Below are 23,047 nucleotides of genomic sequence, written 5' to 3'. Positions count from 1 at the left end.
CTCCCGGTGGGAGCCGCCCCTCTTCTTTCGTGTCATCGCCCGGCCGTGACGCCGGGCGCGCGGCTCAGCCGACGAAGCCGAAGGCGTCGCCGGTGAAGTTCAGTTGGCCCGGGTCGATCCCGCGCAGCAGGATGGTGTTGCCCCCGCCGAGGTCGATCAGCGTGTCGCTGCCGAGATCGGTCAGCACCGGCGCGCCGACGAGCGTATAGGCGGCGAGGTCGATCGTATCGCCCTGACCGAAGTCGCGGATCGTGTCCTTGCCGAAACCGTCGGCGAAGACGAAGCGATCGGCGCCGCTGCCCCCCGTCAGCATGTCATTCCCCGCGCCGCCGATCAGCGTGTCGTTGCCCGCCTCGCCGCTCAGCGCATTCGCGCCCGCGGTGCCGCGGATGACGTTGCCGAGCGCGTTGCCGGTCCCGTTATAGGCGGTGCCGGTGAGCGTCAGATTCTCGACATTGGCGGTCAGGCGATAGTCGACCGACGCCCAGACCGTGTCGAGCCCCTCGCCGAGCGCCTCGATCACCTGATCGGCGCGACTGTCGACGACATAGGTGTCGTTGCCCGCCTCGCCGCGCAGCACGTCGTTGCCGCTGCCGCCGTCGAGCCAGTCATTGCCCGCACCACCGTGGAGCGTGTCGTTGCCGCTGCCGCCGTACAGCCGGTCGTTGCCGGTCCAGCCCTTGAGCAGGTCGTTGCCGTCGAGACCGTAGAGCGTGTCGTCGCCACCGCCGCCGTACAGCCCGTTGTCAAGCGCGTTGCCGGTGCCCGATCGCGCCGCGCCGGCGAGGTACAGGTTCTCGACGTTCGCGCCCAACGCATAGTCGATCTTGGTATAGACCGTATCGAGCCCGCCGTTGGGATCCTCGATCACCACGTCGCCCTTGTTATCGACGACATAGGTGTCGTTGCCCTGCTCGCCCCGCAGCACGTCGGCGCCGGTGCCGCCGTCGAGCCGGTCGTCGCCGAGGCCGCCCCACAGCCAGTCATTGCCGGCATCGCCGTACAGGCTGTCGTTGCCGCGCATGCCGTGGAGCTCGTTGGCCAGCGCATTGCCGTTGAGCGTGTCGTTGCCGTCGCCGCTCACCGCGTTCTCGATCTGCGTGGTCGCGCCGATCGTGAAGGCCTTGGTGCCGCCGAAGCTGGTCACCCCGCCCTGTTTGAGCGAGATCACCACGTCGCTCGCGATCGCGGCGGCGTTGATCCAGTCGGTGCCGCCGTCGCTGTCCACCAGGGTGCGCCGCCCGCTCTCGCCCGCGATCGCGGCCATGGTGAAGAACTCGTTGGTATAGGTGTAGACGTCGCCGTCGCTCGGCGCGGCGCCGTACAGGTCGAGCTTGAGCGTGTTCACCGTGGTGCGGTTGGCGTCATAGGTGCCGAACACGCCCGCGGTCTGCTCGAACTGGAGCGTCCAGGTACCGAGCGTGTCCACCCCGCGGAACCCACTGAGACCGAAGGTGAAGGTCTGCGAGGCGCCCGTCACGGTGGTGGCGTTGGTGTCGCCCAGGTCGATATAGCCCTCGGTCCCGTCGGGCGCGATCAGCTTGATCTTGAGCCCCACCGCGCTGGTGTTGAGCGTCGAGGTGCCGTCGCCCAGCAGCGTCGCGAAGTTGAGCGTGAGGTCGAGATGCTCGACATCGACGTTCTGCGTGACGCGGAACTGGAAGCTGGTCGGGGTGCCGACGAAATCGGAGAATTGCGTCAGCGCGGTATCGGCCTTGGTCGCGACCGAGGTCTTGCCGACCTTGATCGTGCCGGTGGTGGCGCTCACCTCGTTGGCGCTGGTCTTGGCCGCGCCGAACAGCGACCAGGCCTCGGCGAGGCGCACGGCATTATAGGCGTCGACCGCGCCATAGCCATAATCGTTGCTGTAGTGCATCGCGCCGCCGTTCCACCCGGCGGCGTCGCCGTTGAGCTGGAACTGGCGGTTGTTGAGCACATAGGTCAGCCCGCTGATCGTCGAGGTCGCCGCGGTCTGGCCGGTGTCGAACGCGACCGGCAGCTTGGCGGAGGCGGCGAGGATGTCCTTGACGTCGCGCCAGCCGAGCTCCGGATTGGCGTCGAGGATGAGGCTCACCACGCCGCTGACCACCGGGGTCGCGCCCGAGGTGCCGCCGAACGTGTCGGTATAATCCTCCGCGCCGCCCGGCTTGGCGAGCGTGTTATAGCCGTCGCGGCCGAGCAGATCGGTGGTCACCTGACCGGTGCCGCCCAGTTCGGCGTAATCGTTCGACGGCGCCGCGACGAGCAGATGCGCGCCGCTGTCGACGTAATAAGACGAGCTGCCGTCGACCTCGCGATAGGAGCCCACCGTCACGACGTGGCGGTCGCTCTTCCAGCTGTCGGCCTGGCCGTCGATCACGTCATTGCCCGCGGCGGCGACATGGACGGTGCCGAGCCCGTCGCGTCCCTCGGCCGAGCCATAGCCGAGCGCCTCGACCATGCCGTTGGCGAACGAGCCGGCGGTGGTGCGCGCCGCGGCGGTGGTGACATAGTCGAGCCCGCCCCAGCTGTGATTGGTGACGTCGTAGCGCGCCGACTGCTTCACCGCCTCGAAGAACTGGGTGAGGTCGGCGCCGTTGACGAAGATCCCCTCCTTCGCATCGTCCTCCGAATAGGGATCGAAGATGTTCACCCCGGTGACGTCGGCGCCATAGGCGACGCCCACCCCGCCAGCGCCGTTGCGCTCGGCCGCGATCAAGCCCGCGACCGAGGTACCGTGCGGTCCCGAGGCGGGGCGATAGTCGCCGTCATAGGTCTTGCCGTCGACCACGACATGGTTGGTCGCGTCGTAATTGCCGTCGAGATCCCAGTGCGCATATTGCACGCCCGAGTCATAGACGCCGACGCTGACGCCCTCGCCGGTATAGTCCTTCCACACCGTCTGGAGGTCGCCGAGCCGCTGCAGATGCCATTGGTTCTTGGCCTCGGGATCCGCGACCTGGATCGTGTTGAGCGCGAAGGCGGTGGTCACCGCCTTGCCGGTGGAGATGTCGAACGCGGGGATCGGCGCGGCGGTCGGGGCGGCGGTGGCGCTGGGCAGCGCGGTCAGCCCGGCGCGTTTCGCCAGCGCGGCGGTGAGGACGAGCTGGGTGCCCAGATCGAGCCCCGTCATGTCGTCGGGTCCGAACGTGCCGCTGTCGGGGCGCCACGATGCGCCGTTGAACGATGAACCAAGGTTGAGTGCCATACGTCCCTGCCTCCCGGTGTGTGCTTCCGGTCCGGTCAGCGGCGTGACATGGCGAGCCCGTGCGACCGACGTGGATGCGCCGGTGCCGACGTCGCCGTGCGCGATCGCCGGCCGGACGTTCTAATATGCTCGAGCAACACGAGCCTAATCGCGCTGTTTACCACTGGCAAGCGATCGTGTTGCAGCGTCGAAATATTGTTGCCGACCGGCGGCAACTTTCATCTCGTCGCGCAATTGGGGCGCCTCGACTTGGATGGCACCCCCAGAGACTAACCAGCGTCAGCCGCAGGTGATCTCGACCACGCGCCCGGCCGAGTCGAGGATCACGTTGAGCCGGTCCTCGCGCAGGTCCATCGAGCGCGGCTGGCCGACGCGGAGCACGCGCACCTCGCGCCCGCTCTGCTTGGCCAGCGCGGCGCGGCGTGACTCGTCCCATGGCTGGCCCACCGCGTCGGCGCCGAGGCAGCCGCCGGACGCGCGCGGCGCACCGGCGAGGCGGCGCTGGTGGCTGCCCGGCGCGGGGAGGCGCGAGCCGGCGGGCGGCTCCTGCGGCGGCACATCGGTCATCAGCAGCGATCCGGCGGCGATCATCACGAACACGACGCGTCTCCGTGGCGGCGTCCGCGCATCTGACGCCAGTCGCGGCGAAAAGGCAAGGTCAGGCGGCGAGCCGCTCCGCCACCACCGCGCGGTCGCGCCCCTCACGCTTGGCGCGGTACAGCGCGGCGTCGGCGGCGGCGACCAGCGGCGCATTGTCGCGGCCGAGCGTCTCGTTCCAACCCGCCACGCCGAAGGACAGGCTGATCGGCCCGAGCGCGCGCGCGCCGTGCCGCGCGCGCAATGCGCCGATCGCGGCGCGCAGCCGCTCGATCCGCGGCAACAGCGCCTCCGGGGTCGCGCCCGGCGCGATGATCGCGAATTCCTCGCCGCCGTAGCGGCAGGCGACGTCGCCGTCGCGGAAATGCTCGCGCAGCGCGGCACCCACCAGCTGGAGCACCGAGTCGCCCGCGTCATGTCCGAACTCGTCGTTGAAGCGCTTGAAATGGTCGACGTCGCACATCACGAACGCCAGCGGGGTGCCCGCGCGCGCCGCGCGCGCCACCTCTAGCTGGAGCATCTCCTCCATGTAGCGCCGGTTGTGCAGCCCGGTCAGCGCGTCGCGCACGGTCTGCTCCTTCAGGTCGCGCTGGAGGCGATGGTTGACCAGCGCCGAGGCGATATTCTCCCCCAGCGCGGCGAGCCGGAAGGTTTCCTCCTCGCCGACCTCGCCGTCGAGATACAACAGCCCGATCACCTCGCCCCCGGCGAGCAGCGGCTCGCAGCGATAGGCGCCGGTGCCGGCATGGCGGCACGTCACCTCGCGCCCGTCGCCCAGCACCACATGCCCCTGGCCGAGCCGCAGCGCCCAGCATTCCTCTGGCCCGAAGCTCTCCGGCAGATGCGCCGCGCCGCCCCAGCGCGCCAGCCGCACCAGCAGGTTGCGCGAATTGTTGTGCGCATAGAGCGCGCCCGCCACCCCCGGCAGCACCTGCGGCACGAAACAGTCGATGATCTGCGCCAGCTCGGCGTCGCTGCGCGCGGCCTGGAGCCGGTGCGCCATGTCGCCCAGCAGCGCGATCACCCCGCCGCGCGCCTCCAGCTCGGCGCGCTGCGCGATCAGATCGGCGTTGGCGGATTGCAGCCGCGCGTCGGTGGCGCGCTGCTCGCCGCTGAGCTGATCGAGCCGGTCGGCCATCGCGTTGTAGCCGCGCGCGAGGCGATCGAACTCGAGCGAGCCGGTCCGCGTCGCGAGCCGCTCGCCGACGCGGCCCTCGCCCAGCACCTCCATCGCGTCGAGCACGCGGCGCAGCGGGCGCCGCACCCCGAACGCCACCATCGCGACCAGAAGCAGCAGCAGCCCCGCGATCAGCGGGCCGCCGACCGTCGCGACGCGCTTGCTCCACGCCAGCCGTGACTCCGCGGCGGTGACGCGCTGCGCGAGCAGGTCGCGTTCGCGCTGAAGCAGCGCGGCGGCGCGGCGATCCACCTCGGCCATCAGCTCGAGCCCGCGCCCGCCCGCGACGACATAGAGCGCGGCGGTGAAATCGCCGCGTCGCCCGAGCGCGAGCGGCCCGCGCAGGAAGTCGGCGCGGCGCGTCACCGCGGCGCGCAGCGCGGCGGCGCGCTCGTGCTGGAGCATGTTGTCCGCGGTGAGCCGCTCGAGCGCCGCGACACGGCGCGCGGCATCGTCGAGCCGCGCCTCGACCGTGGCGGCGAAGCGCTCGTCCTGGGTCAGAAGGAAACCGCGCTGGCCCGATTCGGCCTCGCGCAGCTCCGCCACCGCCTCGTCGAGCGCGACGATCACCTGCTGCGAGTGCGCCACCCAGGCGAAGCTCTCGCGCGTCTCGTAGGACGCCTGCACCAGCAACGCCACCAGACCGGCGAGCGCGAGCGCGATGACGAGACCCAGCGCGGTGACGCGCGATGTCAGCGAGGAGAACACAGGCGATCGTCCCTTTGGCGGCGGTCGATGGAGCAGCGCTAAGGTCAGCGTGGTTACGCGAGTGTTAAGCACGCGCCGGGGGGACGGTCGCGACCGGCGGGCGAAAAGCGAAACGATTGGATTGGCGCGCTTTCTTGATAGCGGGCCGCGTCGGGCGGCGCGCGAGATGTCGAGAAAGTTGAGCCTTCAGCGGAGTGGGGCGCGGCGAATGATGAGCCACTTTGCGCCCATGGCGGTCGGTGCCGAATCGCTCATGATGACGGGAAGGAGCCGTGAGACGGGCATGCCATGACGGCGCGAACGTAGGACAGCGCGCGCGATGGACGCGGGACCGCCGGCCGGGGTCGCACCGAGGCGAGCGGCGCATCGTGGTGGCGGCCGGGTGCGGCCCCTCCCCTCGCACCACCGACGGCAGCGACCCGCTGGCACCGCAGTCACCCCACGCGCGCGCCGCTGGCGTCGCCCTCTGCGGTGCGGGGTCTCAGTGGCGGCGCGCGATCATCTCGCGGTGGAGGCGCTCGATCGCGCGGCTGCCGGTGGTGCGGAACAGGCCCGGCACCAGCGCGTGAACGAGGCACGCTCCCCCGGCCGCCACCAGCGTCACCCCGAAGCGCGTCGCGACACGCGCATGGTCGAGATAGCTCTCACCGACCGAGTGCGGGTGATCGACGAACATCCGGCCCAGCATCGCTCATCCTCCGTCACGTGCGGGAACAGCATAACGCGATGATCGGGTCCCAGGCTTCTCTTTCTTCGCCTCTATGGCGTATAACGGAGAACCTCGTGCTACAAGGCTACCCAGATGGAGAAACTGGATCCCACCGACCGCCGCCTGCTCGCGCTGCTGCAGGAGGATGCGACGCTGCCGATCGCCGAGATCGCCGCGCGCGTCGGCCTGTCGCAGACGCCGTGCTGGAAGCGGATCAAACGGCTCGAACGCGACGGCCTGATCCGCGCCCGCGTCGCACTGGTCGACCGCGCGTCGCTCGGGCTCGACGTCACCGTCTTCGTCGCGGTGCGCACCAACCAGCACAGCGACGACTGGCTCCAGCGCTTCGCCGAGGGCGTCGCGGGCATCCCCGAGGTCGTCGAATTCTATCGCATGAGCGGCGAGGTGGATTATCTGCTCAAGGTGGTCGCGCGTGACATCGCCGATTACGACCGGATCTACCGCAAGCTGATCCGCGTCGTCCCGCTCCACGACGTGAGCTCGTCCTTCGCGATGCAAGAGATCAAGTCGACCACCGCCCTGCCGGTGTGAGAAATGCAGCAACCGCCGGCAGGAACCGGCGGTGCCGACGGACACCCTCACCGCGCGGGGTCAGCGCCGCTCACGCGCCCGCGGCCATCTCCGCGCCGCGGCGCGCCACCGCGCGCAGCGTCTCTTCGAGCAGCGCGGCGAGCGCGCGCTCGTGGTCGAGCACGTCAAGCCCCGCGCGCGTCATCCCGCCCGGGCTCGCCACCGCATCCGCCAGCGCCGCGGGATCGCGCTCGTTCGCGGCCGCCATCGCTGCCGCGCCCTCCACCGTCGCCAGCGCCACCGCGGCGGCCTCCTCGCGCGACAGGCCGATCGCCACGCCACCCGCGGCCAGCGCGTCGACGAAGCGGAACAGGAAGGCCGGCCCCGTCCCCGACACCGCCCCCGCCGCGGCGAAACGCGCGGGATCGTCGAACCACTCCACCAGCCCCAGCGGCGCGAGCAGCCGGTCCACCACCGCGCGCGCCGGGTCGGGCGCCGCGGGCGCATGGACCGCGACCACGCCGCGGCCGAGCTCCACCGGCAGGTTGGGCATCGTCTGGATCGGCACCGGCCCGGGAAAGGCCGCCGCCAGCCGCGCCGGGTCCGCGCCGGCGAGCATCGACACCAGCAGCGGCGCCGCCGCGACGCGCGTACGATGCACCGCCGCGACCGCGTCGAGCTGTTGCGGCTTGATGCCGAGGATCACCGCGTCGGGGGGCGGCGCGTCGGGCAGCTCACGCGCCTGGCGCACGCCGAGCGGCAGCACGCGATGCTGGCGGTTGACGACGTCGACGTCCTCCGCCGCGACCACCCCGCTGGCGAGCCAGCGGCGCAGCATCGCCGAGGCCATGTTGCCGCACCCGATCATCCACAGCCGCACGCGTCAGGCCTCGCCCGCCGTCTCGACCATCGCGGCCGCGATCGCCTCGCTCGGGGTCTTGCCACCCCACAGCACGAACTGGAACACGGGGTAGAAACGCTCGCACTCGTCGATCGCGGATTCCACCAGCAGCTCGGCGGTGGACAGCGCCATCGTCGCCTCGCCCTCCTCCGCCTCGATCGCGGTGGCGTTGCGATAGAGCAGGATGCCGCTGCTCGACCAGAGCTCGAAATGCCCCATCCACAATTGTTCGTTGACCAGAGCGAGCGCCTCGTAGATCGGCGCGCGCCGCTGCTCGGCCACCTTCACGTCGGGGAAGGCGAGCAATTGCAGAACGCCATCCTCCTCGCGCCAGAGCGCGCGCAGCTCATATTCGGTCCAGCTGCCCTTGATCGAGGCGGTGATCTCGTCCTCGTTGCGCTCGCACGGCCAGCCATGCGCGAGGAAATAGGCCTCAAGCATGTCGAGCGGCGCGTCGCCCGCAGTATCGTGGTCGGCTTCGTCGAGCATCAATGACTTATCGCATGGCGCGCGACGCGCGTCATCCCTGGCGGCGCGATCACCCGCCGGCCTTGGCGGCGAGCGCCGCCTCGAGCTTCTCGATGCGCGCGCGCAGCGCGTCATTCTCGTCGCGTGCCGCGGCGGCCATGGCCTTGACCAACTCGAACTCGTCGCGCGCGACGAAGTCGAGCCCGCCGATCCACTCGCGCGCGCGCGCGCGGGCGTTAGCCTCGGCCTCGCGGCCCACCCCGGCGAGCGTGCCCGCCGCGCCGTTAAACAATTTGGCGAGGTCGCCGAACAGGTGATTCTCGGACTGCATGACGTATTTTCCTGTGAGAGCGATCAATCGACCATCTGGGACGCCGCGGCCGGCGACACAAGCCGTTCCGCGTCGGGGTTGAGCTGGTCGATGCGCCAGTTGAGCGTCGCCGCGAAGCTCAGCCACATCATATACGGCACCAGCAGCCACGCCGCGGTCCGGCGCACCTGCGCGAACACGAAGGTGGTGAGGATCGTCAGCCCCAGGATCGCGACGATCAGCAGGAACGCCGCCGACACCCGGTGTGCGCCGAAGAACAAGGGCGTCCACAGCAGGTTGCCGACGAACTGCGCGGCGAACAGCGCCACCGCCAGCCAGCGCAGCCGCGCGCCGCGCGCGCTGAGCACCAGCGCCAGCGCGAGCCCCATCATCACATACAGCAGCGACCAGGCCAGCGGGAACAGCCAGCCGGGGGGCGTCAGCTCGGGCTTGGCGAGCGCGCGATACCAGCCGTTCTGGTCGCCCGAGGGCACGGTGCGCCCCGACAGAAAGCCGAGCAGCAGCACCCCCGGCACCGCCACCGCGGCCCAGCGCAGGAACGACATGCGCAATTGTTCCTTGGAAGCGACTGTGCCCACCCGCATCTCCCTCGCGATCGGTCCGACCCGGACGTGCTGCCCTAACGCCCGATCCAGGTAAATGGCCCCTGTACCAGATTCAGTCCCGCGTCGCGGCGACGAGGAACTCCACATTGCCCTCTGGGCCAGTGATCGGGCTCTGCTCGACCCCCTCGACGCGCCAGCCCGTCGCAGTCAGCCACGCCACCACCTCGGCGCAGACGCGCGCGTGGACCGCCGGGTCGCGCACCACCCCACCCTTGCCGACCTCGGCACGCCCGGCCTCGAACTGCGGCTTGATCAGCGCGAGCACGCGCCCGCCGGGGCGGACGAAGCCGAGCGGCACCGCGAGCACCTTGGCCAGCCCGATGAAGCTCGCGTCGCACACCACCAGATCGACCGGCTCGGGCACGTGCGCCGCGGTGAGCAGGCGCGCGCTGGTCTGTTCGTGGACGATCACGCGCGCGTCCTGACGCAGTTTCCACGCGAGCTGGTTGGTGCCGCTGTCGACCGCATAGACGCGCGCCGCGCCGCGGCTGAGCAGCACTTCGGTGAAGCCGCCGGTCGAGCTGCCGACGTCGATCGCCACCGCCCCGGTGACGTCCCAGCCGAAGCGGTCGAGCCCGTGCGCCAGCTTGACGCCGCCGCGCGATACCCAGGGATGGTCGCGCCCGCGCACCTCCAGCCGCACATCCTCGGCCAGCGTCTGGCCGGGCTTGTCGACCTTGCGCTCGCCGGCGAAGACCAGCCCCGCCATCACCAACGCCTGTGCGCGCGTGCGCGACTCGGCGAGGCCGCGATCGACGAGCATCTGGTCCACGCGCTGCTTGGGCATGGCGCCGCTATCGCCTCCGCGCGCGCGCGCCGCAACCGTCCATCCGCTCGTCGCTGCCGCGCCTCCGTTCGCGTCAAATGCTGCGCCGCAGGATTGCCGATCGATTTAGTAGGTAATAGCTATGCGACAGAGGCCGCGGCACTGCCGACCCCTAGACTGATAGCCGCGGCCTCACCAACAGGAGGTTTGTCATGGGACATACCGCGTTCGATCTGTCGGTGCAGCCGACCGTTCTGACCGTCCCGGGGCTGGGCGGATCGGGGCCGGCACATTGGCAGACATTGTGGGAAAAGAGCCGACCCGACACCGCCCGGATCGAGCTGGGCATGTGGGACCGTCCGCATCGCAACGCCTGGGTCACCAAGATCGACCAGGCGGTGGCGAGCGCGCGCGCGCCGGTGATCCTGGTGGCGCATAGCCTGGGCTGCGTCGCGGTGGCGTGGTGGGCCTCGCTGAGCCCGCAACCTTATGGCTGGCCGGTCGCGGGCGCGCTGCTGGTGGCGCCCGCCGACGTCGACCGCGCCGACGTGGCGGACGAGCTCGCACCCTTCGCGCCGGCGCCGAAACAGCCCTTGCCCTTCCCGTCGATCGTGGTCGCCTCGACCGACGATCCCTGGGTGTCGATCGAGCGCGCGCACAGCCTCGCGGTCGACTGGGGCAGCCACTTCATCGACTATGGCGCGTGCGGCCACCTCAACGCCGCGAGCGGGCTGGGGCGCTGGCCCGACGGGCTGGAACTGCTCGACCGCGTGATCGCCGCGGCGGGCGGCCCGCACGGCGAGGCGCGCACCCCGGGCGACGCGCGCGCGATCCTGGCGCGACCGCGCGACCACGGCGCCGGCCTGCGCGCCTGACCGGGCGGGGCGGCGGCAGGCGCGCCTCACCCGCCGCCCCGCCCTCACCGGCCGCCCTCTCCCGCCGCCCTGCCCCCACCCGCCGTCCTGCTTCTTCGCGGCCGATCATCGGCGAACGATCGGTCAATCATCGGCTGACCCGCCGCGCCACCGGCCCACGCCGGCGCGAGACTCCCGACCGCGACGATCCCCGTCGCGCCATCGGAGAGCCAGCATGCGTCACCTCGTCCCCGCGGTCGCCGCGCCCGTCCCCGCCCTTCTCCTCGTGATCGCCGCGCTCGCCGCGCCCGAGGCGGCCGCGCAGCATGTCTGGCGGATCGGCGACCACGCCTATCACGTCACCGGCCAGGACCTCGACCAGAGCAGCGACACCGGACGCGCCGCGATGCTCGCGCGGGTCGAACGCGCCGCCAGCAGACTCTGCGCGCACGAACCGCTCGCGATCGACCGGCGCGCCTGCGCCACCGCGTCGGTCGCGGCCGCGGCGCGCGGCTCGGCGACGCTGCGGCGTGCGCTGAGCGAGCGTGACGCGACCGCACTCGCGCAGCGCTGATCGTGCCGCGCGCGCCTCAGCCGCGCGCCACCGCGGTATCGTCGGGGCGCGTGCCCGAGTCGCGCCAGTAGCGCTCCAGCCCGATCGCGCGCGCCAGCGTCGCGAAGCGGGGGTCGCGTCGCAGCGCGGTGCAGGGCGGCGCGAACAGGAACCAGGTCACGCGCTGGTCGGGCGCGGTATAGGTCCCCTGGCGGCGCGAGAAGCGCAGCGCGGCCACCGCGAAGCCGCGCCCGAGGAAATACCCCTCCGCCACCTGGAAAGCCTGGTCGAGCCGCCCCGCCGCGCTGAGGAACTGGATCGCGTTCTCGGCATGGCCCGCGCCGCGGTGCGCGGCGTCGAGATAGGCGGTGGCGGTGGCGTCGATCTCGCGCGGGTCGCGCGTCTGCAGCGCGCGCGCGATCCCCGCGGCGAGCGCGAAGCTCGGCTCGTCGATATTGGCGGGGCGGTGGTCACCGTCCTCGACCATCCGCAGCGCCTCCGCACCGCGCCCCGTGTAGGACAGCAGGAACAGGCGCGTGAACCAGACGGAGTAATGGAGCGGGTAGAGCGCATAGGCTTCGTCCATCGCGCGATCGGCCTGTTCGAGCCGGTCGGTGCTCCACAGCGAGACGACGCGCTGGTACATCGCGATCGGCGACGGCCCGCCGCTGGCGAGGCCGCGCGCATATTCCGCCTCCGCCTCGCGCATCCGCCCGACCATCTGGAGGATGCGGCCGAGCGCGTCGGCGATCACATCGTCGTCGGGGTGCTGGCGCGCGGCGCCGCGGGTGACGCGCTCCTGCGTCAGCCAGTTGCCGAGCATCGGTGCGCGCCGCATCCGCGCGAGCGCGGCATAAGCGTTGCCGGGATCGATCGCCTCGGCGCGTCGCTCGGCCGCGAGCGCGCGCTGCGCGAACGCCGCGCGGTCGGCCATCGCGCCGATCCGCGCCGCCACCGCGCAGCCGATCGCGAGCTGCCCCCAGGCATCGGCGTCGTCGGGGGCGAGCAGCACCGCGCGGCGGAACAGCCCGATCGCCTGCCACAGCCCGGCGCGATCCGCCTGGCGCTGCGCGTCGCGCGCCTGCGCGATCAGTGCGGCGACCTCGTCCGAGCGCGGCGCCGGGCGCGCGCGCTGCCACCACCAGGCGCCCACCGCGGCCGCCGCCGTCGCGATGCCGAGCCCGGCGAGCAGGGCACGGCGCGGCGGCAGCGATGCGGCGGCGGTATCGCTCGGGCCTGCGGCGTTGCCGGGCGGTGCGGCGTCGACGGCTTGGCGCGCGGCGGTCGTGTCGGTGGCGTTGGCCGCGGTGACGTCGGTGTCCGGCGACGGCGCCCCCGTCGATGGCGATGCGCCCGCGCCCGCGCCCGCGGTGACGGTCAGGCGATAGCCGACGCGCGCGATCGTCTCGATGCGGAAGCGTCCCGCGGCGATGCCCTCGGCGAGACGACGCAGGCGACCGACCGCGCGGTTGATCGCGTCGTCGCCGACGATCCGACCGTCCCAGCATTGCTCGACCAGCGCGTCGCGCGACACCACCGCGCCATGCGCGCGCGCGAGCGCCACCAGCACCTGCATGACGCGCGGTTCGAGCAGCTCCTCCTGCTCGCCCAGCGCGACGGTGCGCAGCGACGGGCGGACGAGCAGTCCGGCGAGGTCGAGATCGGGCGTGCGCGCGAGGTCGATCATCGCGCCGGCCGTTCGTCGGCGAAACAGGCGTCGCGCCGCTCCTCGACGGGCGTCATCCCGAGCTCGTCTCGGGAGCCACGGGTTCGGTCCCAGAAGGTGGCTCGCTCTTCCGTCACCGTCATCCCGGCCTCGAGCCGGGATCCATCCTTCCGCGAGAACAACGCCGGTGACTCTCGCGGCGCCATGGATCCCGGATCGAGCTTGGGATGACGGGTGGGGCAAGCCAGTTCCGCGACAAGGGATCGCCTGGGTCCGGATGCACTGACCCGCATGACTCGCCGCCGCCGCGCCCGCGGCGCCGTGGATCCTGAAACGAGTTCAGGATGACGCCATCGGAGGGGGCGTTGATGCCGGTGTGGGCCGGGGTGTTGACCTTGGCCGACGAGGCGGCGGTGTTCTCCGCGTGCAACATCGCCTCGCGACCCACGAGGGCCGCCCGACCTTGGCGCCGCGCGGGCGCGTTGCTTGCACATGGCCTCGCCCCCCATCGTCGTCGCCCCCTCCCCGTCTCACTCGCGCGGCGAGCGGTCCCCCGCGCTGACCGCCGCCGCGAGCAGCGCGATCCCCAGCGCCGCCATCGTCGCGCGCCACAGCGCCGCATTGTCGGGCGCGACATAATCCGCCGTCCCCAGGAACGCCCCCGCGACCAGCCCCGACCACAGCAGCAGATACGGCAGCCAGTCCCAGCGCGCACCGCTGCCCATCAGCGCATTGGCCAGATGCTGGCCGAACTTCACCAGCGCCCCGGTCATGTAAGTCACCCCGATGGTCACCTCGCCGCCGCGCTGGAACACCGCGTTGAGCATCCCCATCGCCAGCGCCAGCAGTACCGTCCCCAGCGCGCCGAGCGGACCGAACTCGGGCAGCGCCGCCGCCACCGCGAGCGGCACCGCCGCGAGCACGATCACCCCCGGCGCGCGCCAGCGCCCCAGCGCGATCCCCGCGGTGGAGGCCGCCACCACGCCCGCGACGAAGGCGAGGATCAGCGACGCCGCGGTGAGCGCCAGCGGCGAACCGCCCGCCAGCGCCACCGCCAGCCGGGTCGAATTGCCGCTCATGAACGAGACGAACAGCCCGTTGAGCCGCAGGAAGCCGATCGCGTCGACATAGCCCGCCAGCGCCGCCAGCGCGATCGCCAGCCACCATTCACGTCGTGGATGCCGGGTCACGCGTCGATCGCTTCCTCGTCCAGGCGCGCCGCATTCTCTTGGATGAAGGCGAAGCGGTGCGCGGGATTGGTGCCCATCAGCCGGTCGACCAGGTCCTTCACGCCGGCGCGTTCCTCATATTCCTGCGGCAGCGTGATCCGGATCATGCTGCGCCTGGCGGGGTCCATCGTCGTCTCGCGGAGCTGTTGCGGGTTCATCTCGCCCAGGCCCTTGAAGCGCGCCACCTCCACCTTCTTGCCGCGGAAGACGGTGCGCTCCAGCTCGGCGCGGTGCGCGTCGTCGCGCGCGTAGAGCGACTTGGCGCCGACCGTCAGGCGGTACAGCGGCGGCTGCGCGAGGTGCAGATGCCCCTGCCGCACCAGCTCGGGCATCTCCTGGAAGAAGAAGGTCATCAGCAGCGTCGCGATATGCGCGCCGTCGACGTCGGCGTCGGTCATGATGACGATCTTCTCGTAACGCAGCTGCTCGGGCCGGCAGTCCTTGCGCGTGCCGCAGCCGAGCGCCTGAATCAGGTCGGCGATCTCCTGATTGGCCAGGATCTTGGCCGAGGTGGCCGAGGCGACGTTGAGAATCTTGCCGCGGATCGGCAGGATCGCCTGGGTCTTGCGGTCGCGCGCCTGCTTGGCCGAGCCGCCCGCCGAATCGCCCTCGACGATGAACAATTCGGTACCCTCGGAGCTGTCGGAGGCGCAGTCGGTGAGCTTGCCCGGCAGCCGGATCTTGCGCGCCGAGGTGGCGGTCTTGCGCTTGACGTCGCGCTCGGCCTTGCGCCGCAGCCGCTCGTCCATCCGCTCCAGCACATAGCCGAGCAGCGCCTTGCCGCGCTCGATATTCTGCCCGAGCCAATGGTCGAAATGGTCGCGCATCGCTTTCTCGACCAGCCCGGCCGCCTCGGGCGAGGTGAGCCGGTCCTTGGTCTGCGACTGGAACTGCGGCTCGCGGATGAACACGCTGAGCATCAGCTCGCTGCCCACCATCACGTCGTCCGCGGTGAGCTCCTTGGCGCGCTTGTTGCCGACCAAGTCGGCGAACTGGCGCAGCCCGCGCACCAGCGCCTGGCGCAGCCCCTGCTCGTGCGTGCCGCCGTCGGGCGTGGGGATGGTGTTGCAATACCAGCTGTAGCTGCCCTCACTCCACAGCGGCCAGGCGATCGCCCATTCGACCTTGCCCTGCTGGTCGGGGAAGTCCTGCTGGCCCGCGAAGAAATCGGCGGTGGCGCATTCGCGGCCGGCGATCTGCTCGCGCAGATGGTCGGAGAGGCCACCGGGGAATTGGAACACCGCCTCCGCCGGCGTGCCGTCACCGATCAGCTCGGGCGCGCAATGCCAGCGGATCTCGACGCCCGCGAACAGATAGGCCTTGGAACGCGCCAGCTTGTAGAGCCGCGCGGGCTTGAACAGCAGCTCGGGGCCGAAGATCTCGGTGTCGGGCGTGAAGGCCACCGAGGTGCCGCGGCGGTTGGGGGCGGCGCCGACATTCTCCAGCGGGCCGAGCGTCTGCCCCTTGCCGAAGCGCTGACGGTAGAGCTGGCGGTCGCGCGCGACCTCGACCACGGTGTCGCTCGACAGCGCATTGACCACCGAGACGCCGACGCCGTGCAGGCCGCCCGAGGTGGCATAGGCCTTGCCCGCGAACTTGCCGCCCGAGTGGAGCATCGAGAGGATCACCTCGAGCGCCGACTTGTCGGGGAATTTGGGATGCGGGTCGACCGGCATGCCGCGGCCGTTGTCGACGATGGTCAGTCGGTTGCCCGGCTCCAGCGTGATCTCGATGCGCGTGGCGTGGCCCGCCACCGCCTCGTCCATCGCATTGTCGAGCACCTCGGCGGCGAGGTGGTGCATCGCGCGCTCGTCGGTGCCGCCGACGTACATGCCGGGGCGGCGGCGGACGGGCTCGAGCCCCTCGAGCACCTCGATCGACGACGCGTCATAGGTGGTGGCGCCGGCGGTGGGGGAAGCGAACAGATCGGCCATGACGCTCATATAACCACGCCGCGCCCGTGACCCAAGCGCGCGGGGCGTCGGTTTCCACGGCAATCATTCCTCACGAAACCTATTCTGATCGAGGCTCGTTCGCGGATCGTTCGATCAGGGAGTGACCTACATGAGAGCGTATTTGACCGCCGCCGCGATCGCGGCGTCGCTGACGGCTGTCCCCGCCATGGCGCAGGACGGCGGCGACCCGTCGGTCAGCAGCGGCTTCTCCGGCATCTATGTCGGCGCCGCCGGCGGTTATGACGTGCAGCCCAATGATGGCGGCGCGCGCATCGAGTTCGACCGCAACCTCGACGGCCGCTTCGGCGACACGGTACTGACCGGCACCGGCGCCAACGCCTTCTCGCCGGGCTTCTGCGGCGGGCGCGCGCAGGGCGCGCAGGGGCCGCGCAACGGCGGGCCGGGCTGCCGCAAGGACCGCGACGCGTTCAGCTATTATGGCCGTGTCGGGTTCGACCAGCAGAGCGGGCCGATCGTCTATGGCGTGGTCGGCGAGTTCGGGCGGACGCACATCAACGACAGCACCACGGGCTTCTCCACCACCCCGGCCAATTACGTGATGTACCGCCAGGTCAATTGGGAGGCCGCGGTGCGCGCGCGCGCGGGCTACACGCCCAACGACTCGACCTTGTTCTACGGCACGTTCGGCCCGTCGCTGGCGCGGATCGCCAGCGAATTCTCGTCGAGCCAGAGCACCAACAGCTTCACCGCGCGCGGGCGGCAGGACCAGTTCGGCTTTCAGGGCGGCGGCGGCATCGAGCAGCGCTTCGGCGACCATTTCTCGGTCGGGCTCGAATATGTCTACCACCAGTATCAGGACAACGACTATCGCGTCCGCGCCGCCGGCCCGGCGGGCACGCCCTTCACCAACGCCGCCAACGGCGGGACGCTGGAGGGCACCGACTTCCGCCGCTCGGACGACAAGTTCCGCTGGCACAGCATGCGCGCCACCGCGGCGTTCCGCTTCTGAGGTGATGGGGCGGGGGCGGCGGAGCGCCCGCGCCCCATTCTCTTCGTTCCCCGGCGAAGGCCGGGGCCCAGTTGGGCGGGGTGGTGAGACACACCACGGCCGCCGCAACTGGACCCCGGCCTTCGCCGGGGAACAACGGCTTTATGTAACGGCGCTCACCCTCAGCGCATGCGGGGGCCGCCGAACGGCAGCGGCGGCGCGCGACGGTCGCGACGCGGCAGCTGCGCCTGATAGGCGTGGCCGCAATGCTCGACGCAATACGGGAAACCGGGGTTCACCTTGTCGCCGCAGAAATGGAAGTCGGGCTCGCCCGGGTGACCCAGCGGCCATTTGCAGATCTTGTCGTTGAGATCGAGCAGCGACGTCTTGTTGGCGAACTCGGGCGCGGTGCGCGCGGGCACCAGCCGGCGCGGCGGCGCGGGCGCGATCGGCGGCTGCTGCTCGCCCGGCGCCTGGCGGACGAAGCCGCCCGGCCCGACCGAGCGCAGCACCGGCTCGCGCTTGGCCGGCGGCGCGCTGGGGGCCTCGTCGTCGCCCGTCTCCGCCTCGGCCTCGGTGGCGCGCGCGACCGGCGGCGTGGGTGCCGCCGGGGTCGACTGAGTCGCGAAGGGCGGCGGCGCCGGACGCGCGGACGGCGCCGGCGTCGCCGCACGCGGCGCGGGCGCTGGCCGCGGCGGGGGCGGCGCGCTCGCCGCGGCGGCGGCGGGCGCGGGCTCGGCGGCGCGCGCCTCCTCCTTGGTCGTCACCGGCGACGGGCGCGACTGGAGGCCGAGACGATGCGCCTTGCCGATCACCGCGTTGCGGCTGACACCGCCGAGCGCCTCGGCGATCTGGCTGGCAGTCTGGCCCGCCTCCCACATCGTCTTCAGCGTGTCGATCCGCTCGTCGGTCCAGGACATCCTTGTCTTCCTCTAGCGTTCCGGTTGCGGGCGCGCGCCGCAGCGGTTACCCGCACAGGCGATGAGCAGCCAGCCTCCTACCGGACAAATTCCGTCAGCCATCAGGCACGCCCCCGGCGAACCGGTGATCCGGAACGTCAATTGGGGCGGCCTGCGAACGCTCTATGTGAAGGAGGTGCGCCGTTTCTTCAAGGTGCAGCTCCAGACGGTGTGGGCGCCGGCGGTGACGACGCTGATGTTCCTCGTCATCTTCACCGTCGCCAACGGCGCGCGCAGCCCGGTCAACGTCGGCGGCGCGCCGGTCGCCTTCGCCGATTTCATCGCGCCCGGCCTGATCGTGATGGGGATGCTCAACAACGCCTTCGCCAACGCCAGCTTCTCGCTGCTGGTCGGCAAGATCCAGGGCAATATCGTCGACTATCTCCAGCCGCCGCTGTCCACCAGCGAGCTGCTCGCCGCGCTGGTCGGCGCGGCGGTGACGCGCGCCTTCTGCGTCGGCGGCGCGGTGTGGCTGGCGATGGCGCTGTGGCCCGGCGTCCACGTCACCCCGATCCACCCGCTCGCGGTGCTGTGGTTCGGGCTGCTCGGCGCGATGTTCCTGTCGTTCGCGGGCGTGCTCACCTCGATCTGGGCGGACAAGTTCGACCATGCCGCGGCGGTGACCAACTTCCTGATCGCGCCGCTGACGCTGCTGTCGGGCACCTTCTACTCGGTCGACCATCTCGCGCCCGCGTTCCGCGCGTTCAGCCACGTCAACCCGTTCTTCTACGTGATCTCCGGCTTCCGCTACGGCTTCCTCGGCAGCGCCGACTCGCCCGTGGCGGTGGGCAGCGTGGTGATCCTCGCGATCGACGTGGCGCTCGGCGTGCTGTGCTATGTCCTGCTCAAGCGCGGCTGGAAGCTGAAGAGCTGATCCGCAGCTACAGCAGCTTGTCCAGCGTGATCGGCAGGTCGCGGATGCGCCGGCCGGTGGCGTGATGGACCGCATTGGCCACCGCCGCCGCCACGCCGGTGATCCCGATCTCCCCCACGCCATGCGCCCCCATCGGGGTGTGCGGGTCGGGGATGTCGGTCCAGATCACGTCGATCTCGGGCACGTCGAGATGCACCGGCACGTGATATTCGGCGAGGCTGGGGTTCATGATGCGACCGTTGCGCTCGTCGAACTGGGTTTCCTCCATCAGCGCCATCCCCAGCCCCATGATGATGCCGCCGCGGAACTGGCTCGCCGCGGTCTTGGGGTTGAGGATACGGCCGCAGTCGAACGAGCCCAGGAAGCGGCTGACCCGCGTCTCGCCCGTCACCGCATTGACGCGCACCTCGCAGAACAAGGCGCTGTGCGAGTGCATCGACCAGTGCATCAGCTCGAGCGGGGGTGAGCCCGCGCGCGTGACGCTCACCGTGTCGCGGCGCGCGCGCGCGAGGATCGAGGCGTAGCTCTCGCGCCGCGCCGGATCGTCCAGCTTGGCGAGCCCGGCGTCGCTGCTCCCCACCTCCGCGGGCGAGAGGCCGGCCAGCGGCGAGTCGTTGCCCGCGAGCTGGAGCAGCTCGGCCACCAGCGCGTGATGCGCCGCGATCACCGCGGCGCCGATCGCGGCGGTCTGCTGCGAGCCCCCCGCCATGATCGCGCCGGGGATGCGCGAATCGGCATAGCCCACCTCGACCTGCTCGAGCCCGAGCCCGAGCCGGTCGGCAGCGACGATCGCGGTGGTGGTGGACGTGCCCATCCCCATCTCCGCCGCGGCGACCTCGACCGTGGCGCGGACCGCGTCGCCGTCGCGGTGCAGCGTGACCCGTGCCTCGGCGCCGGGCATGCGATAATAAGGATAGGTACCGGTGGCGCAGCCGACGCCGATCTGCCACTCGCCCTCGCGCCGCATCCCCGCCGCGGGCGCACGATCGCCCCAGCCGAAGCGCGCCGCGCCGCTGCGCCATGCCTCGGCGATGTGGCGCGATGAGAAGGGCAGTCCGGTGACCGGATCCTTCTCCGGCTCGTTGCGCAGCCGCAGTTCCACCGGATCCATGTTGAGCGCCACCGCCAGCTCGTCGATCGCGGACTCGAGCGCGAACGTCCCGACCGCCTCGCCGGGCGCGCGCATGAAGGTGTTGGCGAGCATGTTCATCTGCGCCACCTCCACCTGCAACCGCATGTTGGGCGCAGCATAGGCGGCGCGCGTGCCGAGGATGAACGGCTCGGGCATGTTGTTGTGCGGCGACATCACCGACAGCCCGGTATGGACCAGCGCGGTGATCCGCCCGTCCGCCTCCGCGCCGATCGCGACGCGCTGTTCGGTCAGCGTGCGCCCGCCGACGACGCGATACACCCCCTCGCGCGAGAGCGTGGCGCGCACCGGCCGCCCCGCCAGCCGCGCCGCCGCGGCGGCGAGGATCTGGTGATCCCACAGCCCCTTGCTGCCGAAGCCGCCGCCGACATAGGGCGAGGTGAGATGGACCTGATCGGGCGTCAGGTCGAACACCTCGCCGATCGTCTGCGCCTGCTGCGCCACCATCTGACTGGCATCGTGGATCACCAGCCCACCATCGACCCAGGCGAGCGTGACCGCGTGCGGCTCGATCGGATTGTGGTTGTGCCGCGGCGTGCGATAGACTTGGTCGACCTTGTGCGGCGCCGCCGCCAAGGCGGCGACCGGGTCGCCGATCTCGTTGAGGAGCGGCTGGCCCATGAACATGCCCTGCGCCACACCGTTGGCGCGCGCGCCGTCGAGCGTGGTCGTGGACGGCTCCGCGGCATAGTCGATCCGCAGCAGCGAGGCGGCGTGATCGGCCTGTTCCTGCGTCTCCGCCAGCACCACCGCGACCGGCTGCCCGTTCCAGTGGATGCGATCGTCCTGCATGATCGGCAGGTCGGCGGGGCCGACGCCGCCGGGCGAGGAACCGAACGCCGCGGGCGGGCGCATCCGCGGCGCGTTGCGATGGGTCATCACCAGCACCACGCCCGGCGCGGTCTCCGCCGCGGCGGAGTCGATCGCGGCGATCCGGCCGCGCGCGATCGTCGCATAGGCCAGCGCGGCATAGACCATCCCGTCGAAGCGGAACTCGGCGGCGAAGGGCGCGCCGCCGCTGACCTTGAGCGCGCCGTCGAGCCGCGACACCGGCGTGCCGATCAACCCGTGCTTGCGCGCGATCAGCGGGTCGGGGACGCCACCGGCGATCCAGCTGTCGGGGGCGAGCGGGACCAGCTTGGCCATGGCGCCCTGCACCAGCCCCTGCGCCGCCTGTTTCGCGTCGTCGAGCATCGTCATGCCGCCTCTCCCTTCGCCAGATCGGCCAGCACCGCGGCCAGCGTGCGCGCCGCCAGCGCGGGCTTGAACGCATTGTGGCGCAACGGCTGCGCCGTCGCGAATTCCGCCTCGGCCGCGGCGTGGAAGGCGGCCGCGGTGGCGGGGCCGCCGCGCAGCGCCGCCTCGGCGGCGAGCGCGCGCCACGGCTTGGCCGCCACCCCGCCGAACGCGACCCGCACGTCGCGAACGCGATCGCCGTCGAGCTCGAGCGCGGCGGCGACCGACACCAGCGCGAAGGCATAGCTCGCGCGGTCGCGCACCTTGCGATAGGTCGAGCGCGCGGCGAGCCCGAGCGCGGGCAGCTCCACCGCGGTGATCAGCTCGCCGGGCGCGAGCACCGTGTCGAGATCGGGGCGATCGCCTGGCAGCCGGTGCAGCTCGGCGAGCGGCAGCGTGCGCTCGCCGCCCGCGCCCGCGACATGGACGATCGCGTCGAGCGCGACCAGCGCGACGCACATGTCGCTGGGATGGGTCGCGACGCAGGCCTCGGACGCGCCGAGCACCGCGTGGATGCGGTTGAAGCCGTCGCGCGCGTCGCACCCCGCGCCGGGCTGGCGCTTGTTGCAGCGCGCGCCCTCGGTGTCGTAGAAATAGGCGCAGCGCGTGCGCTGGAGCAGATTGCCCCCCACCGTCGCCATGTTGCGGATCTGCGCCGAGGCGCCCGCCAGGATCGCGCGCGTCAGCATCGGATAACGCGCGCGGACCGCGCGATGCTCCGCCAGCGCGGTGTTGCGCACCGCGGCGCCGATCAGCAGCCCGCCATCGTCGCGTTCGGTGATCGTGGCGGACAGGCCGGTGACGTCGACGAGATGATCGGGGCGCGCCACCGTCTCGCGCATCAGGTCGACCAGATTGGTGCCGCCGCCGAGATAGGCTGTCGCCGCCCCGGCGCCGAGCCGCAGCGCCTCGCCCGCGTCGGCGGCGCGCTCGTAGCGGAACGGGGTCATGCCGCCACCTCGCCGGCGACGGTCTGCTGGATCGCGGCGATGATGCCGTTATGCGCGCCGCAGCGGCACAGATTGCCGCTCATCCGCTCCTGCACCTCCTCGCGGCTGAGCGTCACCTCGGCGTCGAGATCGGCGCTGACGTGGCTGGGCACGCCGCGCCGCGCCTCCGCCGCCATGCCGATCGCGGAACAGATCTGGCCCGGGGTGCAATAGCCGCATTGAAAGCCGTCATGCTCGATGAACGCGGCCTGGAGCGGGTGGAGCGCGTCGCCCTCCGCCAGCCCCTCGATCGTGGTGATCGCGCGGCCGTCATATTGCACCGCCAGCGCGAGGCAGGACAGGATGCGCTCGCCGTCGACCAGCACGGTGCAGGCGCCGCACGCGCCCTGGTTGCAGCCCTTCTTGGTGCCGGCGAGGTGCAGCGTCTCGCGCAGATGGTCGAGCAGCGAGACGCGCGGGTCGGCGGGCGGCTCGGTCGCGGTGCCGTTGACGATGAGCGACATGGCGGACTCCCCTCTCCTGGGTTCGGCGCTTAGACGCGTTAAGATACATCAAGTTGCATGGGGCGGCTGCACCGATCGCGGCGCCGCCGCTCCGCCCGGCGTGCCGCCGGGGCGTCGTGGCGCGCGGCATTGCCGCTGGGCCTGCCCCGTGGAGCGGGCGGCTCGCCCGCCCTCTTCCATGGGCGCGTC

The 23,047-nt window shown here is 71.4% G+C and carries 21 protein-coding genes; 5 read left to right on the top strand and 16 right to left on the bottom strand.

The window, feature by feature from the left end:
* Window positions 1-64: 64 nt before the first annotated feature.
* The 4 genes from EV292_RS01095 to EV292_RS01080 form a co-directional block, all read right to left on the bottom strand.
* The gene (locus tag EV292_RS01095; protein WP_132907356.1) at window positions 65-3,187 is read right to left on the bottom strand and encodes a S8 family serine peptidase; all 3,123 of its coding nucleotides are present in this window, start codon (window positions 3,185-3,187) and stop codon (window positions 65-67) included.
* Between the two features lie 279 nt (window positions 3,188-3,466).
* Window positions 3,467-3,778: an I78 family peptidase inhibitor gene (locus EV292_RS01090; RefSeq protein WP_243693616.1), complete on the bottom strand. Its 312-nt coding sequence runs from the start codon at window positions 3,776-3,778 to the stop codon at window positions 3,467-3,469.
* Between the two features lie 67 nt (window positions 3,779-3,845).
* Window positions 3,846-5,669 (bottom strand): diguanylate cyclase, encoded by a 1,824-nt coding sequence (locus EV292_RS01085; RefSeq protein ID WP_132907354.1) that lies wholly within the window; start codon window positions 5,667-5,669, stop codon window positions 3,846-3,848.
* A gap of 481 nt (window positions 5,670-6,150) precedes the next feature.
* Complete coding sequence (locus EV292_RS01080; protein ID WP_132907353.1) at window positions 6,151-6,357, bottom strand: DUF6356 family protein; 207 nt, start codon at window positions 6,355-6,357, stop codon at window positions 6,151-6,153.
* Between the two features lie 114 nt (window positions 6,358-6,471).
* Here EV292_RS01080 and EV292_RS01075 point away from each other — a divergent pair, with 114 nt between their 5' ends.
* Complete coding sequence (locus tag EV292_RS01075; protein WP_132907352.1) at window positions 6,472-6,930, top strand: Lrp/AsnC family transcriptional regulator; 459 nt, start codon at window positions 6,472-6,474, stop codon at window positions 6,928-6,930.
* A gap of 70 nt (window positions 6,931-7,000) precedes the next feature.
* Here the strand turns inward: EV292_RS01075 and EV292_RS01070 are convergent, their stop codons facing one another.
* From EV292_RS01070 to EV292_RS01050, 5 genes are all read right to left on the bottom strand, one after another.
* The gene (locus EV292_RS01070; protein ID WP_243693539.1) at window positions 7,001-7,789 is read right to left on the bottom strand and encodes a pyrroline-5-carboxylate reductase dimerization domain-containing protein; all 789 of its coding nucleotides are present in this window, start codon (window positions 7,787-7,789) and stop codon (window positions 7,001-7,003) included.
* Between the two features lie 3 nt (window positions 7,790-7,792).
* On the bottom strand, window positions 7,793-8,299 hold the full coding sequence (locus EV292_RS01065) for a YbjN domain-containing protein (RefSeq protein ID WP_132907351.1): 507 nt from the start codon (window positions 8,297-8,299) through the stop codon (window positions 7,793-7,795).
* 49 nt (window positions 8,300-8,348) lie between these two features.
* Window positions 8,349-8,609, bottom strand: a complete 261-nt coding sequence (locus tag EV292_RS01060; RefSeq protein WP_132907350.1) for an accessory factor UbiK family protein — start codon at window positions 8,607-8,609, stop codon at window positions 8,349-8,351.
* Window positions 8,610-8,632: 23 nt separating this feature from the next.
* Complete coding sequence (locus EV292_RS01055) at window positions 8,633-9,193, bottom strand: TspO/MBR family protein (RefSeq protein WP_243693538.1); 561 nt, start codon at window positions 9,191-9,193, stop codon at window positions 8,633-8,635.
* 73 nt (window positions 9,194-9,266) lie between these two features.
* The gene (locus EV292_RS01050; RefSeq protein WP_207913309.1) at window positions 9,267-10,001 is read right to left on the bottom strand and encodes a TlyA family RNA methyltransferase; all 735 of its coding nucleotides are present in this window, start codon (window positions 9,999-10,001) and stop codon (window positions 9,267-9,269) included.
* Between the two features lie 191 nt (window positions 10,002-10,192).
* Between EV292_RS01050 and EV292_RS01045 the strand changes: the two genes are divergently transcribed.
* Together EV292_RS01045 and EV292_RS01040 are read left to right on the top strand one after the other, a co-directional pair.
* The gene (locus EV292_RS01045; protein ID WP_132907349.1) at window positions 10,193-10,855 is read left to right on the top strand and encodes an alpha/beta hydrolase; all 663 of its coding nucleotides are present in this window, start codon (window positions 10,193-10,195) and stop codon (window positions 10,853-10,855) included.
* Window positions 10,856-11,069: 214 nt separating this feature from the next.
* On the top strand, window positions 11,070-11,408 hold the full coding sequence (locus EV292_RS01040) for a UrcA family protein (RefSeq protein ID WP_132907348.1): 339 nt from the start codon (window positions 11,070-11,072) through the stop codon (window positions 11,406-11,408).
* 16 nt (window positions 11,409-11,424) lie between these two features.
* Here EV292_RS01040 and EV292_RS01035 read toward each other — a convergent pair whose 3' ends face one another.
* From EV292_RS01035 to parE, 3 genes are all read right to left on the bottom strand, one after another.
* Window positions 11,425-13,074 (bottom strand): winged helix-turn-helix domain-containing protein, encoded by a 1,650-nt coding sequence (locus EV292_RS01035; RefSeq protein WP_132907347.1) that lies wholly within the window; start codon window positions 13,072-13,074, stop codon window positions 11,425-11,427.
* Between the two features lie 509 nt (window positions 13,075-13,583).
* A complete protein-coding gene (locus EV292_RS01030; protein WP_132907346.1) occupies window positions 13,584-14,243 on the bottom strand; it encodes a YoaK family protein in 660 nt (219 codons plus the stop codon).
* Entirely contained in the window at window positions 14,240-16,216 is a 1,977-nt protein-coding gene (gene parE, locus EV292_RS01025; protein WP_132907345.1) for a DNA topoisomerase IV subunit B, read from the bottom strand. Before parE ends, EV292_RS01030 begins: the two co-directional genes overlap by 4 nt.
* 130 nt (window positions 16,217-16,346) lie before the next feature.
* Between parE and EV292_RS01020 the strand changes: the two genes are divergently transcribed.
* Entirely contained in the window at window positions 16,347-17,207 is an 861-nt protein-coding gene (locus EV292_RS01020) for an outer membrane beta-barrel protein (protein ID WP_132907344.1), read from the top strand.
* 161 nt (window positions 17,208-17,368) lie between these two features.
* Here the strand turns inward: EV292_RS01020 and EV292_RS01015 are convergent, their stop codons facing one another.
* Complete coding sequence (locus tag EV292_RS01015; RefSeq protein WP_132907343.1) at window positions 17,369-18,106, bottom strand: GcrA family cell cycle regulator; 738 nt, start codon at window positions 18,104-18,106, stop codon at window positions 17,369-17,371.
* 61 nt (window positions 18,107-18,167) lie between these two features.
* Between EV292_RS01015 and EV292_RS01010 the strand changes: the two genes are divergently transcribed.
* Entirely contained in the window at window positions 18,168-19,019 is an 852-nt protein-coding gene (locus EV292_RS01010; RefSeq protein WP_132907342.1) for an ABC transporter permease, read from the top strand.
* A 7-nt stretch (window positions 19,020-19,026) separates the two neighbouring features.
* Here EV292_RS01010 and EV292_RS01005 read toward each other — a convergent pair whose 3' ends face one another.
* Genes EV292_RS01005 through EV292_RS00995 form a run of 3 tightly spaced genes read right to left on the bottom strand, consistent with a single transcriptional unit; the run spans window position 19,027 to window position 22,858 of the window.
* The gene (locus EV292_RS01005; protein ID WP_132907341.1) at window positions 19,027-21,369 is read right to left on the bottom strand and encodes a xanthine dehydrogenase family protein molybdopterin-binding subunit; all 2,343 of its coding nucleotides are present in this window, start codon (window positions 21,367-21,369) and stop codon (window positions 19,027-19,029) included.
* Window positions 21,366-22,355: a xanthine dehydrogenase family protein subunit M gene (locus tag EV292_RS01000; RefSeq protein ID WP_132907340.1), complete on the bottom strand. Its 990-nt coding sequence runs from the start codon at window positions 22,353-22,355 to the stop codon at window positions 21,366-21,368. The genes EV292_RS01005 and EV292_RS01000 overlap by 4 nt, the downstream gene beginning before the upstream one ends.
* Window positions 22,352-22,858 (bottom strand): 2Fe-2S iron-sulfur cluster-binding protein, encoded by a 507-nt coding sequence (locus tag EV292_RS00995; RefSeq protein ID WP_132907339.1) that lies wholly within the window; start codon window positions 22,856-22,858, stop codon window positions 22,352-22,354. The genes EV292_RS01000 and EV292_RS00995 overlap by 4 nt, the downstream gene beginning before the upstream one ends.
* Between the last annotated feature and the right edge of the window lie 189 nt (window positions 22,859-23,047).

The sequence above is a fragment of the Sphingomonas sp. BK235 genome, from assembly GCF_004345855.1.
GTDB lineage: Bacteria > Pseudomonadota > Alphaproteobacteria > Sphingomonadales > Sphingomonadaceae > Sphingomonas.
The sequence above is the reverse complement of the archived record's forward strand: the minus strand, read 5'-3'. Positions and strand labels throughout refer to the sequence as shown.

Coding starts and splice junctions, on each gene's coding strand:
- EV292_RS01005 (WP_132907341.1), bottom strand. CDS start 21,369: ATGACGATGCTCGACGACGCGAAACAGGCGGCGCAGGGGCTGGTGCAG.
- EV292_RS01080 (WP_132907353.1), bottom strand. CDS start 6,357: ATGCTGGGCCGGATGTTCGTCGATCACCCGCACTCGGTCGGTGAGAGC.
- EV292_RS01050 (WP_207913309.1), bottom strand. CDS start 10,001: ATGCCCAAGCAGCGCGTGGACCAGATGCTCGTCGATCGCGGCCTCGCC.
- parE (WP_132907345.1), bottom strand. CDS start 16,216: ATGGCCGATCTGTTCGCTTCCCCCACCGCCGGCGCCACCACCTATGAC.
- EV292_RS01015 (WP_132907343.1), bottom strand. CDS start 18,106: ATGTCCTGGACCGACGAGCGGATCGACACGCTGAAGACGATGTGGGAG.
- EV292_RS01000 (WP_132907340.1), bottom strand. CDS start 22,355: ATGACCCCGTTCCGCTACGAGCGCGCCGCCGACGCGGGCGAGGCGCTG.
- EV292_RS01060 (WP_132907350.1), bottom strand. CDS start 8,609: ATGCAGTCCGAGAATCACCTGTTCGGCGACCTCGCCAAATTGTTTAAC.
- EV292_RS01095 (WP_132907356.1), bottom strand. CDS start 3,187: ATGGCACTCAACCTTGGTTCATCGTTCAACGGCGCATCGTGGCGCCCC.
- EV292_RS01020 (WP_132907344.1), top strand. CDS start 16,347: ATGAGAGCGTATTTGACCGCCGCCGCGATCGCGGCGTCGCTGACGGCT.
- EV292_RS01040 (WP_132907348.1), top strand. CDS start 11,070: ATGCGTCACCTCGTCCCCGCGGTCGCCGCGCCCGTCCCCGCCCTTCTC.
- EV292_RS00995 (WP_132907339.1), bottom strand. CDS start 22,858: ATGTCGCTCATCGTCAACGGCACCGCGACCGAGCCGCCCGCCGACCCG.
- EV292_RS01075 (WP_132907352.1), top strand. CDS start 6,472: ATGGAGAAACTGGATCCCACCGACCGCCGCCTGCTCGCGCTGCTGCAG.
- EV292_RS01010 (WP_132907342.1), top strand. CDS start 18,168: ATGAGCAGCCAGCCTCCTACCGGACAAATTCCGTCAGCCATCAGGCAC.
- EV292_RS01035 (WP_132907347.1), bottom strand. CDS start 13,074: ATGATCGACCTCGCGCGCACGCCCGATCTCGACCTCGCCGGACTGCTC.
- EV292_RS01045 (WP_132907349.1), top strand. CDS start 10,193: ATGGGACATACCGCGTTCGATCTGTCGGTGCAGCCGACCGTTCTGACC.
- EV292_RS01090 (WP_243693616.1), bottom strand. CDS start 3,778: ATGATCGCCGCCGGATCGCTGCTGATGACCGATGTGCCGCCGCAGGAG.
- EV292_RS01055 (WP_243693538.1), bottom strand. CDS start 9,193: ATGCGGGTGGGCACAGTCGCTTCCAAGGAACAATTGCGCATGTCGTTC.
- EV292_RS01065 (WP_132907351.1), bottom strand. CDS start 8,299: ATGCTCGACGAAGCCGACCACGATACTGCGGGCGACGCGCCGCTCGAC.